General features: G+C 60.6%; 18 protein-coding genes. 10 read left to right on the top strand and 8 right to left on the bottom strand.

The features are described from left to right. Positions 1 to 4 precede the first annotated feature (4 nt). From AC6RA8_RS03920 to AC6RA8_RS03930, 3 genes are read right to left on the bottom strand one after another with little or no spacing between them, the layout of a single operon-like run. On the bottom strand, positions 5 to 1,336 hold the full coding sequence (locus AC6RA8_RS03920; RefSeq protein WP_500350820.1) for an MATE family efflux transporter: 1,332 nt from the start codon (positions 1,334 to 1,336) through the stop codon (positions 5 to 7). After that, the gene (locus AC6RA8_RS03925) at positions 1,337 to 1,837 is read right to left on the bottom strand and encodes a PaaI family thioesterase (RefSeq protein WP_189369240.1); all 501 of its coding nucleotides are present in this window, start codon (positions 1,835 to 1,837) and stop codon (positions 1,337 to 1,339) included. After that, complete coding sequence (locus AC6RA8_RS03930; protein WP_189369241.1) at positions 1,834 to 2,262, bottom strand: PaaI family thioesterase; 429 nt, start codon at positions 2,260 to 2,262, stop codon at positions 1,834 to 1,836. Before AC6RA8_RS03930 ends, AC6RA8_RS03925 begins: the two co-directional genes overlap by 4 nt. A gap of 125 nt (positions 2,263 to 2,387) precedes the next feature. On the opposite strand from AC6RA8_RS03930, the gene AC6RA8_RS03935 reads away from it, so the two are divergent. After that, positions 2,388 to 2,759, top strand: coding sequence for a MerR family transcriptional regulator (locus AC6RA8_RS03935; RefSeq protein ID WP_500350821.1), 372 nt, complete (start codon positions 2,388 to 2,390; stop codon positions 2,757 to 2,759). 48 nt (positions 2,760 to 2,807) lie between these two features. Here AC6RA8_RS03935 and AC6RA8_RS03940 read toward each other — a convergent pair whose 3' ends face one another. Continuing rightward, positions 2,808 to 3,254 (bottom strand): universal stress protein, encoded by a 447-nt coding sequence (locus AC6RA8_RS03940; RefSeq protein ID WP_500350822.1) that lies wholly within the window; start codon positions 3,252 to 3,254, stop codon positions 2,808 to 2,810. 227 nt (positions 3,255 to 3,481) lie between these two features. On the opposite strand from AC6RA8_RS03940, the gene AC6RA8_RS03945 reads away from it, so the two are divergent. From AC6RA8_RS03945 to AC6RA8_RS03975, 7 genes are all read left to right on the top strand, one after another. Next, the gene (locus AC6RA8_RS03945) at positions 3,482 to 3,883 is read left to right on the top strand and encodes a MerR family transcriptional regulator (RefSeq protein WP_500350836.1); all 402 of its coding nucleotides are present in this window, start codon (positions 3,482 to 3,484) and stop codon (positions 3,881 to 3,883) included. Positions 3,884 to 3,910: 27 nt separating this feature from the next. Further along, positions 3,911 to 5,692: an acyl-CoA dehydrogenase C-terminal domain-containing protein gene (locus tag AC6RA8_RS03950; RefSeq protein WP_500350823.1), complete on the top strand. Its 1,782-nt coding sequence runs from the start codon at positions 3,911 to 3,913 to the stop codon at positions 5,690 to 5,692. 434 nt (positions 5,693 to 6,126) lie between these two features. After that, positions 6,127 to 6,339, top strand: coding sequence for a hypothetical protein (locus AC6RA8_RS03955; RefSeq protein WP_500350824.1), 213 nt, complete (start codon positions 6,127 to 6,129; stop codon positions 6,337 to 6,339). Positions 6,340 to 6,363: 24 nt separating this feature from the next. Continuing rightward, positions 6,364 to 7,521 carry an acyl-CoA dehydrogenase family protein gene (locus AC6RA8_RS03960; RefSeq protein WP_500350825.1) on the top strand — a complete coding sequence of 386 codons (1,158 nt, stop codon included), beginning with the start codon at positions 6,364 to 6,366 and terminating at the stop codon, positions 7,519 to 7,521. Positions 7,522 to 7,825: 304 nt separating this feature from the next. Further along, complete coding sequence (locus AC6RA8_RS03965; RefSeq protein ID WP_500350826.1) at positions 7,826 to 8,458, top strand: glutathione S-transferase family protein; 633 nt, start codon at positions 7,826 to 7,828, stop codon at positions 8,456 to 8,458. A 96-nt stretch (positions 8,459 to 8,554) separates the two neighbouring features. After that, entirely contained in the window at positions 8,555 to 9,766 is a 1,212-nt protein-coding gene (locus AC6RA8_RS03970; protein ID WP_500350827.1) for an acetyl-CoA C-acetyltransferase, read from the top strand. A 15-nt stretch (positions 9,767 to 9,781) separates the two neighbouring features. Next, positions 9,782 to 11,980 carry a 3-hydroxyacyl-CoA dehydrogenase NAD-binding domain-containing protein gene (locus AC6RA8_RS03975; protein WP_500350828.1) on the top strand — a complete coding sequence of 733 codons (2,199 nt, stop codon included), beginning with the start codon at positions 9,782 to 9,784 and terminating at the stop codon, positions 11,978 to 11,980. A gap of 80 nt (positions 11,981 to 12,060) precedes the next feature. On the opposite strand, the gene AC6RA8_RS03980 is transcribed toward AC6RA8_RS03975, so the two are convergent. Then, positions 12,061 to 12,555: a GNAT family N-acetyltransferase gene (locus AC6RA8_RS03980; protein WP_500350829.1), complete on the bottom strand. Its 495-nt coding sequence runs from the start codon at positions 12,553 to 12,555 to the stop codon at positions 12,061 to 12,063. Positions 12,556 to 12,754: 199 nt separating this feature from the next. On the opposite strand from AC6RA8_RS03980, the gene AC6RA8_RS03985 reads away from it, so the two are divergent. Then, positions 12,755 to 13,147: a GFA family protein gene (locus AC6RA8_RS03985; protein ID WP_500350830.1), complete on the top strand. Its 393-nt coding sequence runs from the start codon at positions 12,755 to 12,757 to the stop codon at positions 13,145 to 13,147. Next, the gene (locus tag AC6RA8_RS03990) at positions 13,144 to 13,770 is read left to right on the top strand and encodes a LysE family translocator (RefSeq protein WP_500350831.1); all 627 of its coding nucleotides are present in this window, start codon (positions 13,144 to 13,146) and stop codon (positions 13,768 to 13,770) included. Before AC6RA8_RS03985 ends, AC6RA8_RS03990 begins: the two co-directional genes overlap by 4 nt. 10 nt (positions 13,771 to 13,780) lie before the next feature. Here the strand turns inward: AC6RA8_RS03990 and AC6RA8_RS03995 are convergent, their stop codons facing one another. The 3 genes from AC6RA8_RS03995 to AC6RA8_RS04005 all read right to left on the bottom strand — a co-directional run. Then, positions 13,781 to 14,380 (bottom strand): Hint domain-containing protein, encoded by a 600-nt coding sequence (locus AC6RA8_RS03995; RefSeq protein WP_500350832.1) that lies wholly within the window; start codon positions 14,378 to 14,380, stop codon positions 13,781 to 13,783. Between the two features lie 238 nt (positions 14,381 to 14,618). Beyond that, positions 14,619 to 15,263, bottom strand: coding sequence for a sulfotransferase family 2 domain-containing protein (locus AC6RA8_RS04000; RefSeq protein WP_500350833.1), 645 nt, complete (start codon positions 15,261 to 15,263; stop codon positions 14,619 to 14,621). Next, a partial coding sequence (locus AC6RA8_RS04005; protein ID WP_500350834.1) for an EamA family transporter occupies positions 15,260 to 15,745 on the bottom strand: 486 nt, incomplete at its 5' end. The genes AC6RA8_RS04000 and AC6RA8_RS04005, both read right to left, overlap by 4 nt.

Below are 15,745 nucleotides of genomic sequence, written 5' to 3' on the forward strand. Positions count from 1 at the left end.
TCCATCAGGCCGCAGCGCGCTCCAACGCCGGATACCGCAACCCCAGCGTCACCCCGCGCGCGACAAACGAAATGAGGATCGCAGCCCACAGCCCGTGATTGCCCAGGAGCGGCAAAAAGATCAACACGGCCAGCCAATACAGCACAAACGATATCGCCATCATGTTGCGCATGTCTCTCCCCCGGCCAGCGCCAATGAATATGCCGTCGAACATCCACGCGGCACAGCCCACCACCGGGGCGGCGACCATCCACCACAGGTACTCCCGCGCCACCACCTGCACCTCGGTATCCTTGGCCATCACGTCAATGAGCCACGGACCGACAAACAGGAACGCGCCCGCGGTGACGCAGCACACGGACATGCCCCACATGGATGTCATCAGCGCAGATCGGCGCACCCGCACGGGATCGCGGCGACCATAGGCCCGCGCAATCAGGGTTTCAGCGGCAAAGGCAAAGCCGTCCATGGCATAGGCGGTGATGTACATAAACTGGATCAGCACCTCGTTGGCGGCCAGGGTCACATCACCGAACCGGGCCCCCAGAAACACGAAGCTCGAAAAGATGATCATCAGCATCAGTGAGCGCAAGAGAATGTCGGTATTCAAAAGCGCCATCTTGATCAGTTGCGCCCGCCGCAACACACGCGGCCAGTCGCGCCACGCCGGGCGATCAAAGGCCGCCCGGCAGAACCACAGCCCCAAGGCCGCGCCAATCACCTCGGCGATGACCGTGGCAATGGCCACGCCGCTGACCCCCCAGCCAAAGCCCAGCACGAAAACGAAATTCAGGATGATGTTCACCCCGTTCATGACAAGCTGGACCCAGAACACGCCGCCGGTCCGCTCCATCGCCACCAGCCAGCCGGTCAAAGCGTAGACGGCAATGGCCGCCGGGGCTGTCCAGATGCGGATGAACAGGTAGTCGCGGGTCAGGCTCTCGACCTCGGTGCTGGCGGGCGACAGCTCGAAGGCCAGCCAGAAGATCGGGAATTGCAGCAGGATCAAACCCGCCCCGCCCACGGCAGCCACCAGCAAGGCACGGGTCAACCAGGCCGATACCTCATCATGATCCCCTGCCCCTGCCGCCTGCCCGGCAAGGCTGACGGTGCCCATGCGCAGGAACCCGAAAATCCAGTAGACGGTGCTGAGGATGATGGCCCCCATGGCCACCGCACCAATGGGCGCAGCTTCCCCCATCTGCCCCACGACGCCGACATCAACCGCGCCAAGGATCGGCACGGTGGCATTGGACAACACAATGGGCAGCGCAATCTTGAGCACCCGCTTGTGGGTCAGCGGCGCGGGTGGTGCGGTGGGGGCGACCGCCTCCATCTAGCGCCGTTGCGGCATGACGAAGTGCCCGGTGGCCTGGGCAAACAGCCGGTCTCGATTGTCCTGCCAGCCTTCCACATGGACCGAGGCATAGCGCCGCCCCGACCGGTTGATGCGCGCGCGGGCATAGGCGTCGCGCGGCAGACCTGAGCGCAGATAGTCGACCGAAAAATCGACCGTCTTGGGCAGCCGGGGCAACTTGGGTGCAGTGCTCGGATCAAAGTCGAGCGCGCCGCTTTCAATATCTTCCCACAGATAGGACCACGACAAGGTGATCACCGCTGTCGCTTCAAGGAACGCAGCCGTCACCCCGCCATGCAGTGCGGGCAACAGCGGATTGCCAATCAGCTTTTCATCAAAGGGCAGCACACCGGTCAACTCGTCGCCGCGCCGATCAAAGGTCAGTCCAAGATACTGGATATAGGGCACACCGCTGACCAGCGCCGACAGCGCGGCATCGCGGCGTTGCTTCACAACCTGCACGGGCTCGGGACGTTTCATCGCTTGCCCTCCACCGTAAAGGCACCCGTCGCAGTGGCCACAGGATTGTCGCTGTCATCATCACAGGCCGTAGCCCGCACGAAAGCCACCGATCGCGTGACATGGTAACAGGTCGCCCGGGTGGTGATGGCCTGACCGGGCGTAGCCGCCCGCATGTAATCGATCCGCAGATCAAGCGTGGCCGTCCCGCCAAGGTTTTCCGGATGGCTCATCACCGCAGCCCCGCAGCACGTGTCCATCAATGCCGAGACAGCGCCACCGCTGATCACCCCCGTCTCGGGGTCCCCGATCAGCCTGTCGTCATAGGGCATGGTGATCACCGCAACGCCATCGTCCATCTCGGTCAGCTCCATCCCAAGATCACGGGAATGTGGAATGGCTTCAATGAATTGTCGGGCTAGCTTGAGTTTGTCTGGATCGGACATATCGCCTCGTCACACGGTCGTGGAAGCAAGTTATGGGTCTTGTGTGCAGATTGGGCAAGGCACCTGTTGCGCGGCGCGCTTACGCGCCTTAGGCTCGAAGTCCAGGGATGGAGACAAAGGAAGTCATGGCAGACGACCGCTTGAGCTTTAAACAGATGTGCGCGGAATTTGATGTGACGCCGCGCACGCTGCGCTACTACGAATACATCGAATTGCTGCAACCCGACCGCGAAGGGCGGTCACGTTTCTATGGCCCGCGCGAATGTGCCCGTATGAAACTCATTCTCCGCGGACGCAAATTTGGCTTCCAGCTCGAGGACATCCGGCAATGGTTGCTGATCTACGAGCATGAAGGCAACGAGGCCCAAATGCGGGCCTGGATCGAACTTGCCGACGGCCAACTGAAAGAACTGGACGAGCAGCGCAAACAACTGGACGAAGCCCGCGACGAATTGCAGGGCCTGCGTGACAGCGTTGCCGCAGAACTCGAAGGCTAAACCGGCCGCGGCGCCCAGCGCCGCACCCGGTGATCGCGTTAAAGCATCCTAGATAACAGAAAGGGTGGCGCATTTCGCCAGATGATTGACCTGCTGGCTGGTGCTTCCCTGAACCAGCGATCCAATGCTGCCCAGACCGCGCCGTCCCGTGACGATCAAATCCGCGCCAACATCCTGCGCGCACGACGTGATCCTCTGTGCAGGGTCACCCTGATCTGTCCGTGTCTCGGCGATCTCGTTGCCGCATTCCTGCGCGATTGCGGTGGCATCCTTCACAATCTTGCTGGCCGCTTCCTCCACCTCTTCGTGGCTAGGCATCGTGGTGACGGCGTGATATCCCGCTACAGCACCCAGCGCAAACGCAACGGTTTGTGGCTGCGGAGTGTGCACCAGATAGAGCGCACTGTCATATTTGCTGGCCAGATCGCAGGCAATGCGCACCGCATTGTCTGATGTACTCGAACCATCGACGCCAACTACAATTCTCTTGAACATATCATGCACTCCTTTTGACTGCATACGCAGCGTAGCGGGGCGATGAACGCGCCACCTTGATATGCATCAAGATGCAAAAACCCGGCGCGCCAGCGGTTGACGTGGCAAAAAATCACGTCAACTTCGCTCGTGACGTAACGTACAGCTTACGTCAACGTCATCTGCCGGTTGCATCGAATCCGCGTCTCCACCATGTGATGACCGCAACAGGATATGCGAGTGATCCGATGAGTGAGAAAACCATGACCATCCGCGAAATGTGTGACGCCTTCGAGGTCACGCCGCGGACCCTGCGCTTCTACGAAGCCAAGGAATTGCTGTTCCCAATCCGCGAAGGCCAAAAGCGCTTGTTCACCAAACGCGACCGGGCCCGCCTGAAGCTGATCCTGCGCGGCAAGCGCTTTGGCTTCAGCCTTGAGGAAATCCGCCAGCTTCTGGACCTCTACGACATGGGTGACCAGCAGCAGACACAATTGGCGCGCACCTATGACATCGCCCGTGATCGTTTGGCCGACATGGAGCGTCAGCGCGCTGAATTGACCGAGGCCATCGATGACCTCCGGAACCAGTTGAAGTGGGGCGAGAAGATGATCGCCTCGATGAACACCACGAAGAAGGCCGCTGAATAAGCACCGCCGCACTAGGGAGAGAGACTTATGCCAAGCTACACGCCCCCCACCAAAGACATGCAATTCATCCTGCACGACGTGTTGAACGTCACAGGCTCCGACATCCCAGGCTATGATGAGCTGGAGGCCGACTTTACCTCTGCCATCCTCGACGAAGCAGGCAAGCTGACCTCCGAAGTGCTGGCGCCGCTGAACGTCGTCGGTGACAAGGAAGGCTGCCGGTTGGAAAACGGCGTCGTCTACACCCCCACCGGGTTCAAGGACGCGTTCGAACAGGTGAAAGAAGGCGGTTGGCCCGGTCTGGACATGCCCGAGGAATTCGGCGGCCAGAATATGCCTTACGTGATGGGCACCGCCGTGGGCGAGATGTTCTCGTCCGCCAACATGGCCTTCACCATGTACCAGGGTCTGACTCACGGTGCCGCCTCGGCCATTCTGGCCCACGGCAGCCAGGCCCAAAAAGAAACCTATCTGCCCAAGATGGTGTCCTGCGAATGGACCGGCACCATGAACCTGACCGAACCGCATTGCGGCACCGATCTGGGCCTGATGCGCACCAAGGCCGAACCGCAGGACGACGGCACCTACAGAATCTCCGGCCAGAAGATTTTCATCTCCGCCGGTGAGCATGACATGGCGGACAACATCATCCACCTCGTGCTGGCGAAGATCGTCGGCGGCCCCGAGGGGATCAAAGGTGTATCGCTGTTCATCGTGCCCAAGTTCCTCGTGAACGAAGATGGCTCGCTGGGTGCCCGCAACGGTGTCGCCGTCGGCAACATCGAAGAGAAGATGGGCATTCACGGCAACTCCACCTGCGTGATGAACTATGACGGCGCCGTGGGCTACCTGATTGGCGAAGAGCACAAGGGCATGCGCGCCATGTTCACCATGATGAACGAAGCGCGTCTGGGCGTGGGCATGCAGGGCCTGTCCCAAGCTGAGGTCGCGTATCAGAACGCGCTTGAGTATGCGAAGGACCGCCTGCAAGGCCGCGACGTGACCGGTGCCAAGGCCCCTGAAAAGCCCGCCGACCCGCTGATCGTGCACCCCGACATCCGCCGCTCGCTGATGGACCAGAAGTCCTTTGCCGAAGGTGCGCGTGCCTTCATCCTGTGGGGCGCCACCATGATCGACGCCGCCCACCGTTCGGACGACAAAGACGCAGACGGCCTCGTGTCGCTGCTGACGCCCATCATCAAGGGCTTCCTGACAGATGTGGGCTATGACAACACCATCAAGGCCCAGCAGGTCTATGGCGGTCACGGCTACATCGAAGAATGGGGCATGTCGCAATACACCCGCGACGCCCGCATCGCAATGATCTACGAAGGGGCCAACGGCGTGCAAGCGCTGGACCTCGTGGGCCGCAAGCTGGCACAGGATGGCGGCAAGCACGTGATGGCGTTCTTTGAGCTGGTGAAAGGCTTCATCAAGGAGAATGCCGGTCAGGACGAAGCCTATGACGCCGAATTCCTGGAGCCTCTGAAAGCCGCGTCCAAGGACCTGCAAGCCGCCAGCATGTACTTCATGCAAAACGGCATGACGAACCCGAACAACGCTTTGAGCGGAAGCTACGACTTCATGCACATGTTCGGCCATGTCTGCCTCGGCCTGATGTGGGCCAAGATGGGCAAGGCGTCGCGCGAAGCTCTTGCTGGTGGAACGTCCGACCCGGAATTCCATGAAACCAAGCTGGCGACGGGCCGCTACTACATGGCCCGCCAACTGCCTGCCACGGCGCTGCACCTGACACGCATCCAGTCAGGGGCCGATCCGGTGATGGCGCTGGAAGCGGCAAACTTCTAAAGTGTGTGAGGCGGGGGACACCCCCGCCTTACTTTTGAGAGGGAATCGCTTGTCAAAGTCTTGGAATCTGCGTGATCCGAAGCAGGCACGTGCATTCTTCGCTCATGCCGATAGTTGGCTTCGAAGCCGTGCAGACCTCACCGACGACGAAAGGCGCGTGACTTTCGTGTCGGACGGCCAACCTATTGCGGGTGCAATTGAGTGTGGATCAGACTTTCCACAGCTGAGGTTCATAAATTTCGAGTGCTTGCGGCCTGAACTCTTCACAGACACCGAGGAAGCTGCCGGCTATGCGTTAACTTTCGTCGGCGAAGGCTGTGCAGTGGTTTGGAGCGACGGGAGACATACACCGTTGCGTTCCATGCGTTATGATCGCGAAGGTGGCGAATTGGTGTGCCGCATTGATTACAACAAGACATGATAGGAAGTCTTCGATGCCCAAACGCTTTCGCCTGACCCGCCGCTTTCCCGTCGCCATGACCGAAGACGGCTATCGCCGCCTCAAGCGGTTTGCCGCCGATGCGGGTCTGGACGACGGCGAGGCCCTGTCTTTCCTGTTCGAGAATTTCGATAGCGTGATGAACGAGGAAAACCTGACGGCCCGCTTGCGGTTGTTCAATTCCGAGTTGGAGGCGCGGAAGCGCTGACACTGTCTCCTGGGGAGGAGAGATATGAAAGATTTGGCCGCCGGTTCGTCCACCTGGATGACCGAAGAACACCAGATGATCGCCGACATGACGGCGCAATTCATCGCCAATGAATGGGAGCCCCATTTCGAACGTTGGCGCAAACAGGGCGAGATGGACCGCGAGACCTGGGCGCAAGCCGGTGAGCTGGGCCTGCTCTGTCCGTCGATCCCCGAGCAATACGGTGGAGCTGGAGGCGACTTCGGCCACGAAGCCGCGATCCTGGTCGAAGCCGCACGCGCGAACCTCGCAAGCTGGGGCCACGGCATCCATTCCGGCATCGTGGCCCACTATGTTCTGGCTTACGGCACCGAAGACCAGAAACAGCGCTGGCTGCCCAAGCTCGTAACGGGCGAATTGGTCGGTGCCTTGGCAATGACCGAGCCCTCGACCGGATCAGACGTGCAGGCAATCAAGACCCGCGCCATCAAGGACGGCAACGCCTACAAACTGAACGGCTCCAAAACCTTCATTACCAACGGTCAGCACGCCAATCTGATCATCGTCGCGGCCAAGACCGACCCAACCCAAGGCTCCAAAGGAGTGTCACTGGTGGTCCTCGAAACAGACGGGGCCGAAGGGTTCCAGCGCGGCCGAAACCTCGACAAGATCGGCATGCACGCTTCGGACACGTCGGAACTGTTCTTCGATAACGTCGAGATCGCCCCCGAAAATATCCTTGGCGGCACCGAAGGCCAAGGTTTCTACCAGCTGATGCAGCAACTCCCGCAAGAACGCATGGTCATCGCTTGCGCGGCTGTCGGAGCGATGGAAGGCGCGGTCGAGCGGACGCTGGCCTATTGCAAGGAACGCGAAGCCTTCGGCGGTAACCTCCTGCAATTCCAGAACACCCGTTTCAAGCTGGCTGAGGCAAAGACCAAGACGATGGTCAGCCGGTCGTTTTTCGACGAATGCATGGCCGACCACATCCATGGTGAATTAACTGTCGATAAGGCGGCTATGTGCAAATACTGGACCACGGACACCCAAGCCTGGGTGCTGGACGAATGCCTGCAACTCCACGGCGGCTACGGGTTCACCAACGACTACGACATCGGCGGCATGTGGACGGACGCCCGGGTGCAGCGAATCTACGGCGGCACCAACGAGATCATGAAAGAGCTGATTGCGAGGGCTTTTTGATGCGCAACTCATTGGCGCAGGCCGCCAACCGGCCCTCCGGGGGCAGTTTACTCTGCGAAATGAAGACGGAATCCACCCTGCTTTCTGCGGGCGGCGTCCACCGAGGCCGAGAAAGCAGGGCTTCACTTCGCACATGGCTCAGCTCCGCAGCCTGCCATGCCCACTCATCTTCGGAGCATTAACCTTAATGTGGCGTAAACGGGATCACGTTCATTTCGCCAGATAAACCGCACGGGGGGTCCGGGGGGTGTGAAACCCACCGGTCCTGCCCTCTCAAATCTCAAGACCGGAAAGGCCCGCTCCCATGACCCTCAAATTGCACTGCTTCGGCGAAAGCGGAAACTCATACAAGGCGGCCTTAGGCCTGCAATTGTCAGGCCTTGAGTGGGAACCCGTATTTGTCGACTTCTTCGGCGGAGCATCCCGCACCGACGAGTATCGCGCCCTCAACCCGATGGGCGAGGCGCCTTTGCTGGTCGATGGAGATCGCAAGATCAGCCAATCGGGTGTCATCCAGCAGTACATCTCGGACAAGACGGGCAAGTTCGGAGGAAAGGGCGACGACAGCTACGAAGTGCTGCGTTGGGTGCTGTGGGACAACCACAAGCTCAGTTCGATGTGCGGCATGACGCGCTTCCTGATGAACTTCCTGCCCGAAGACAAACGCCCGCAAGAGGTCATTGCTTTCAACCAGGGGCGCCTCAAGGCCGCCTACACCGTGCTGAACGATCACCTCGACTGCCGGGAGTGGATCGTGGGCGACGGCTTGACCAATGCCGATCTGTCGTGCTGCGGATACCTCTACTACCCCGAACCTTTTGGCTTCGATCGGGCCGACTGGCCCAACATCGACCGCTGGTTGACGAACATCTCGAATACGCCCGGTTGGAAAGCCCCATACGACCTCATGCCCGGCTCTCCCGCCGACCGCGCATAAGTTTACGTAAAGCGCCGCAACGTCACCCTTGATTAGACCATCCGGTCTACCCCATCTGAAGACAAAGACACGCCATTTGGCAGGAGGACCAACCCGATGACCGAAGCCTATATTTACGACGCGATCCGCACGCCGCGCGGCAAGGGCCGCAAGGACGGTGCGCTGCACGAGGTGACCTCGCTGCGCCTGTCCACCCTGACCCTGAACGCGCTGAAAGAGCGGAACAACATCGAAGGCCACGTGGTCGAGGATGTGATCTGGGGCAATGTCACGCAGGTGATGGAACAAGGTGGCAACCTTGCACGGACCGCTGTGCTGGCGTCGGACCTGGATGAAGCCATCCCCGGCATCGCCATCAACCGCTTCTGCGCCTCTGGTCTGGAAGCCGTGAACATCGCCGCCAACCAGGTGCGCGGCGGGGCCGGTGACGGCTACATCGCTGGTGGGGTCGAGATGATGGGCCGTGTCGCCATGGGATCCGATGGTGCCGCCATCGCGGCAGACCCGTCGATCGCCATGGAAAGCTACTTTGCGCCCCAAGGTATCGGTGCGGACCTGATCGCCACCGAATACGGCTTCTCCCGCGATGACGTTGACCAGTATTCAGTCGAAAGCCAGCGTCGCGCGAAAGAGGCGTGGGACGACAAGCGGTTTGAAAAGTCGGTCATCACGGTCAAGGACCAGAACGGTCTGCCGATCCTCGATCATGACGAATACATGCGCCCGCAGACCGACATGCAGTCGCTGGGCAGCCTGAACCCCGCCTTTGAAGCCATGGGCAAAGTCATGCCCGGCTTCGACAAGGTGGCGCTGATGAAATACCCGCACCTTGAACGCATCAATCACGTCCACCATGCGGGCAACTCCTCCGGCATCGTGGACGGTGCGGCCGCCCTGCTGATCGGCAACGAGGAACTGGGCGAAAAGCTGGGCCTCAAGCCTCGTGCGCGCATCAAGTCCACCGCCAAGATCGGCACTGATCCCACCATCAACCTGACCGGCCCCGTGCCCGTCACCGAAAAGATCCTGCGCGACAACGGTATGAACATCGGTGACATCGACCTGTTCGAGGTGAACGAAGCCTTTGCTGCCGTTGTCCTGCGCTTCCTGCAAGCGTTCGACGTCGACCACGGTAAGGTGAACGTGAACGGCGGCGCGATCGCCATGGGCCACCCGCTGGGTGCCACGGGTGCCATGATCCTCGGCACGCTGCTGGACGAGATGGAGCGGACCGACAAGGAAACCGGTCTTGCCACACTCTGTGTCGCCTCCGGCATGGGTGCGGCCACAATCATCGAACGCGTGTAAGGGGAGAAGAGAACAATGGCTGACTTTACACTGACGAAAGACGCCGAAGGCATCGCCACCATCACATGGGACGTGCCCGGCAAGACCATGAACGTCATGTCCTTCGAAGGGCTGGAATTGCTCAACGACATGATCGACGACGTGCTGGCCGATGACGCGGTCAAAGGTGTCGTCATCACATCCGGCAAAGACACGTTTGCCGGCGGCATGGACCTGAAACTGCTCGCCAAGATGAAGGAAGAGGCGGGCGACAACCCCGCCAAGGGCCTCTTCGAAGGCACGATGAAAATGCACGGCCTCCTGCGCAAGATCGAGCGCGCGAACATGGACCCCAAGACCAACAAGGGCGGCAAGCCGATTGCCGCCGCCCTGCCCGGCACCGCTGCTGGCATCGGTCTGGAACTGCCACTGGCCACGCACCGCACCTTCATCGCGGACAACCCCAAGGCCAAAGTCGGTCTGCCAGAAATCCTCGTCGGCATCTTCCCCGGCGCGGGTGGCACAACCCGTCTGGCGCGCAAACTGGGCGCAATGGAGGCCTCCCCCTTCCTGCTGGAAGGCAAGATGGTTTCCCCCGCCAAAGCCAAGGGCAAGCTGGTGGATGAGGTCGTCGCCGACCCCGTCGCTGCCGCCCGTGAATGGGTGCTGAACGCCACCGACGCGGACCTGGTGAAACCCTGGGACCAGAAGGGCTACAAAATGCCCGGCGGTGCCCCCTACCACCCTGCGGGCTTCATGACCTTCGTGGGCGCCGCTGCCATGGTGAACGGCAAGACCCAAGGCGTCTATCCAGCCGCCAAGGCTCTGCTGAGCGCTGTCTATGAAGGCGCGCTTGTGCCCTTCGACACAGCCCTCAAGATCGAAGCGCGCTGGTTCACCAACGTGCTGTTGAACCCGTCGTCCGGAGCCATGATCCGCTCGCTCTTCCTCAACAAGGAAGCACTGGAAAAAGGCGCTGTGCGTCCGCAAGGCATTGAAGACCAACGGGTCAAGAAACTCGGCGTGCTGGGTGCAGGCCTGATGGGCGCGGGCATTGCCCTCGTCTCCGCTCAGGCCGGTATCGAAGTGGTGCTGATCGACCGTGACCAGGAAAGCGCGGATCGGGGCAAGAACTACTCCGAGAAGTATGTCGAGGGCGGCATCAAGCGCGGCAAGACCACGCAGGAAAAGGGCGAAGCGCTCCTGTCCCGCATCACCGCCACGCCTGATCTCGACGCCCTGAAAGGCTGCGATCTGATCATCGAAGCCGTGTTCGAAGACCCCAAAGTCAAAGCCGAGATCACGCAGAAAGTCGAGGCGATCATCCCCGACGATTGCATCTTTGCCTCCAACACCTCGACCCTGCCGATCTCCGAACTGGCGAAAGCCAGCAAGAACCAAGAGCAGTTCATCGGTATCCACTTCTTCTCGCCCGTCGAGAAGATGCTGCTGGTGGAAATCATCAAGGGTGCCAATACCGGCGACCGGGCCGTGGCCAAGGCGCTCGACTATGTACGCCAGATCCGCAAGACGCCCATCGTGGTCAACGACGCGCGCTTCTTCTACGCCAACCGCTGCATCATACCCTACATCAACGAAGGGACGCGAATGGTCACCGAAGGGGTCGAGCCTGCACTGATCGAAAACGCCGCCAAGATGGTTGGCATGCCGCTGGGTCCGCTGCAATTGACGGATGAGACGGCCATTGATCTGGGCGCGAAAATCGCCCGCGCGACCAAGGCTGCCATGGGCGACGCCTATCCTGACAGCCCGTCCGACGACCTGATCTTCTGGATGGAAGAGCTGGGCCGCATGGGCCGCAAGGCGAATGCGGGCTTTTACGACTACGACGACAAAGGCAAACGCCAGGGCATCTGGCGCGGCGTGCACGACAAGTACCCGCTGATGGACGACCAGCCAGAGCTGGGCGAAGTGCAACATCGCCTGCTGTTCTCCCAAGTTCTCGAAGCCGTCCGCGCGCTGGAAGAAGGCGTGCTGATGGACATCCGCGAAGGCGACGTGGGCGCGATCCTTGGATGGGGCTTTGCCCCATGGTCCGGCGGTCCTCTGTCATGGCTCGACATCATCGGTGCGCCTTACGCCGCCGAGCGCTGTGACCAGCTGGAAGCCAAGTATGGCGAGCGGTTCAAGTGCCCGGCCCTGCTGCGCGAGATGGCCGAAAAGAACCAAAGCTTCTATGGCCGCTTCGGCCCCAAGGAAGCCGCGGCAGCCTGATCGGCGTCCAATGCGAGATACTCAAGGGGCTGCGTTCTGCGCGGCCCTTTTTGCATTGAAGCGACCCGTTTCGAACGCCATCAACGTAACTGCAAGCGGTACAGCAAAGCGTCCTCAGACGCCCCATTCTCCCTGATGGCATCCGGCAGGACACCAAACTGCACATACCCGTGCCGTTCATAGAACGCGATGGCGCGAGTGTTTGCGGGCGCAACGCTCAGTTCGATCTGCTCCACCCCACCCTCCTTCGCTTCGTCCAGAACACCCTGCATCATGGCCTGCGCAGCGCCTGTCCCCTGGAAATCGGGCGTGACGTAGAACGGCCCCAAATCCGCCCGGTGCCGCGTCCGCGCCTGTCTTTGCGGGCGATACCCGCAAAACCCGATCAAAGCATCATCGTCGAACACACCGCGCAGCCCGCCATAAGCAAGAACCTTGCTGGCCGTCTCAACGGTCATCGCGCGGCTCTCCCCTTCGGTCACCAGAAAACCGCTTGGCGCAACTTTGGCCCCTTCTTGACGCAGAACAAGCCATGCCCGTGCGTCTTCGATCCCCAGCTTGCGGTATGAAAACAATGGTTTACGCCCCGGTTTCGGCTGTCTGTTGCGACCATAGAGCCTGTTCCTTGGTCGTGCACTGGACGGACCCGCAATACGCCTGAACCAGCGAACATCGGCCTTCTTGGGAACAGAATGGCGGCACCGCCTGTTTTCGCCTGTGGACGCGGTTGGACCCATGGGCATACTGCAAACACGTCAGAAGGAAGGCTTGCACATGGACCAGATCACGGCCGGTTGCGTCTGCGGTGCCGTGCGCCTCGTGGCCAAGGGGCAGCCCGACCGGGTGGGCATTTGCCATTGCCTGGACTGTCGCAAGCACCACGGCGCCCTATTCTTTGCCGCCGCCAACTTTCCGCGCGAAACTGTTGAAATAAAAGGGGAAACACGGGACCATGCAGGAAGGCACACCTGTGCCATCTGCGGTTCCTCCGTCTTTGCCATCAGCGATGATGAGGTCGAGATCCACCTGGGTTCACTTGACGAACCTGGACAATTCGCCCCAACCTACGAGTTATGGACCATCCGCCGTGAACCCTGGCTGCCCGCCTTTCCCGGCATGACCCAATACGCCCGTGGGCGCGACACCCCGATATCGGAGGAGACATGATGGACACGACCCTGCTCATCGCCTTCATCACCACGACCTTGCTGTTCGTTGCGGCCCCCGGCCCCTCCGTCGCCTTTGCCACGGCGCAGGGGCTGAAACACGGGCGTCGTGGTCTGTTCATCACGGTCGCCGGGGACGGTCTGGGCACCATCGTTCACATCGCGGTCGCGGCCAGTTCTCTGGCCACGCTGCTCGCCTTGTCCGACGTGATCTTGCCGCCCCTGCAAATCGCCGGTGGGGTCTTTATTGTCTGGATGGGCCTGCAATTCTTTGCGGCCATGCGCAACGGCGCCACATTCCGGGCAACTGAGGCCAACAAGGTGACGTTCTGGGCCGGCTTCTTTGCCTGCGTCTCGAACCCCAAAGCGATCGTGTTTTTTGTGGCGCTGTTTCCGGTCTTCATCTCGGCCGATCACAGCGTGCTGGTGCAAACCCTGATCTACGGGGCGATCTTTCTGGTGCTCGATGCCCTGTCGATCATCGGGTACGCCTTGCTGACAATGCACACGGTGAACCGCGCGACCTCACGCTGGCTCAATCCACATGTGCTGACCGGGACCGGGCTGACGGGTGTGGGCCTGACAATGATTGTCAAAGGCTACCGGGCCCTGCCCGGCACCTGAGCCCTCCGGGTCAGGCGACAATCCCGTAGCGTGTATCTTCGATCTTCATGCATTCAACAAGAAAAGCAGCATCGTGGGCCTGCATCACATCGTAGCCTTGCACCGTAGCGCAAAGGTCATCAAGCTGCATCATGCGCCGTGGGCAATGAACGAGAGCGCCGCCTTCGGCGTACACAACCTGTTCCTCTGCAAAAATCAACGTTACGATCTCGATCTGCGTCCGCGGTGTCATACGACGGATACCCCGATATCCTTCCAGCGACTTGGCCGTGAGAACCGCAAACGGATCGCCGAAGGCATCACAAGCCGCGTCGCTTTCCACCAGCACACCCTGATCCGGTAGCAGCTCAAGATCGGCGCTGTTGCCAAGTGTCCCCGCCGGGACGAAGAGCGAATGATAGGCGGACGGCACCGAGGCATCTGCCGTCCAAAAGACATCACGCTGCACCTCGACCAAAGGCTGCAAGCCTGCGTCAAATGTCAAAACCATATCGCCCGCAGCCAACGCGTCGACCCCGCGCCACCCCATCGATGTCGCAACCCGAGTCCCAGCCAAAAGCCCACGTGTTGTCATGACACCACCATCCCATGCCGCTGTAGCTTCCGGCATTCTGCGTGGCGCTTGCCCCTTTGCCCATCCAAACATCGTTTCCATCCCCATGGTGCGGCGCTGGCAGCGCGCCGGTTTTGTTTTGACCTTTGCAGTTGCATTGATTCTCAAGGCCAAGACGGGCCGCAATCTGGGCGGGAATGAGGCACTGTCGCCGCAAACGGCTCCAGTAACGCCGCCACTGCCGCGTTGTTTACAAATTAAGGACAATTTTCAGCGCATGCGGGTAAATGGGCTGTCATTCGAAGGTGTAACCGAATCTTTCGATGTCCTCGGCACAGGATTCGGCGACGGCGTCTCTTGCCGCGTCCGAGTAATAGCCGCGGTAGTCTGCAACCCGGTCCGACGCATTGATGCGCGCAGGCAGGTGCAAACGAAACCCCAAGTGATCCCAAAGCGGATCGGCATCCACGTCAAAATGCTCAAGCCGTATGTAAAGATCGCAGCGCTCGCGCCCGGAAACATCGGTCATGTAGTGCCGCGCAGGGCTGGCCCTCATGGAAGACCGCGTCTGGGTCGCGCAGGCGAAATCGCCAAACGCCATTTGACCGGCCAGCGCGACGGCCGGGTGATCAAAACTCTGCATCCGCAACCAATGATAGTAGCTGACCATCCGGTCCCAGGGATTGCGGACAAGAGTAAAGGCAAATAGGCCATCGAGGCTGGGCACCAGCCCGTCAATGTCCGCAAGTGTCGAATGCTTCCAAAGACGCCCGCGTGTCTGTACGTCCTGTACCTTCCGCCGCCGCTTAAACGCCTTGGGCGTGTCGCCCAGCATGATGTCGTCCTTCATTGCCCGCGCCTCAAGCGCCAGCGCCATGGCCGTACCACCGGTCTTGGGCGCATGGACAAAGATGTATTTTCGGCCAGTGCTGAGGATCATGAAGGAAGCCTAGCCGCACTTTCCCGGCTGCGCACCGCGATGATGAAGCCCGCCAATATGATCAGGGCAATGCCGGCGCCTTGCAGCCATGTGACCGGCTGCCCAAGCAACACCCAGCCGAAGAAGGGCCCAAAGATCATCACCGAGTATTCGAAAATGGCGACATGGCTGGCCTCTCCAAGCTGATAGGCCCGGTTCAACAGTCCTACGCCCACCACGGACCCAAAGACCTGCATCAGCAGATAGGGCCAAGCCTCGCCAATCGGCCAGATCCAACCGAGGGTCAGAAAGGCCATACCACCCGACCCGACCGGCAGGTCGATCACGGTGATGGCGCCAAGCACTATGATCCCGAGTGCACCCTGTGCCACGAAAATCCCCAGAAGCAATGTCAGCGTACTTTCCCCGTCGCACAGCGCCCGCGTCGCAACGACACCGGAGGCGTAGAGGATTCCGCCCAGCACAGGCAGCACGGCAACCCA

Source organism: Tateyamaria sp., assembly GCF_059783535.1.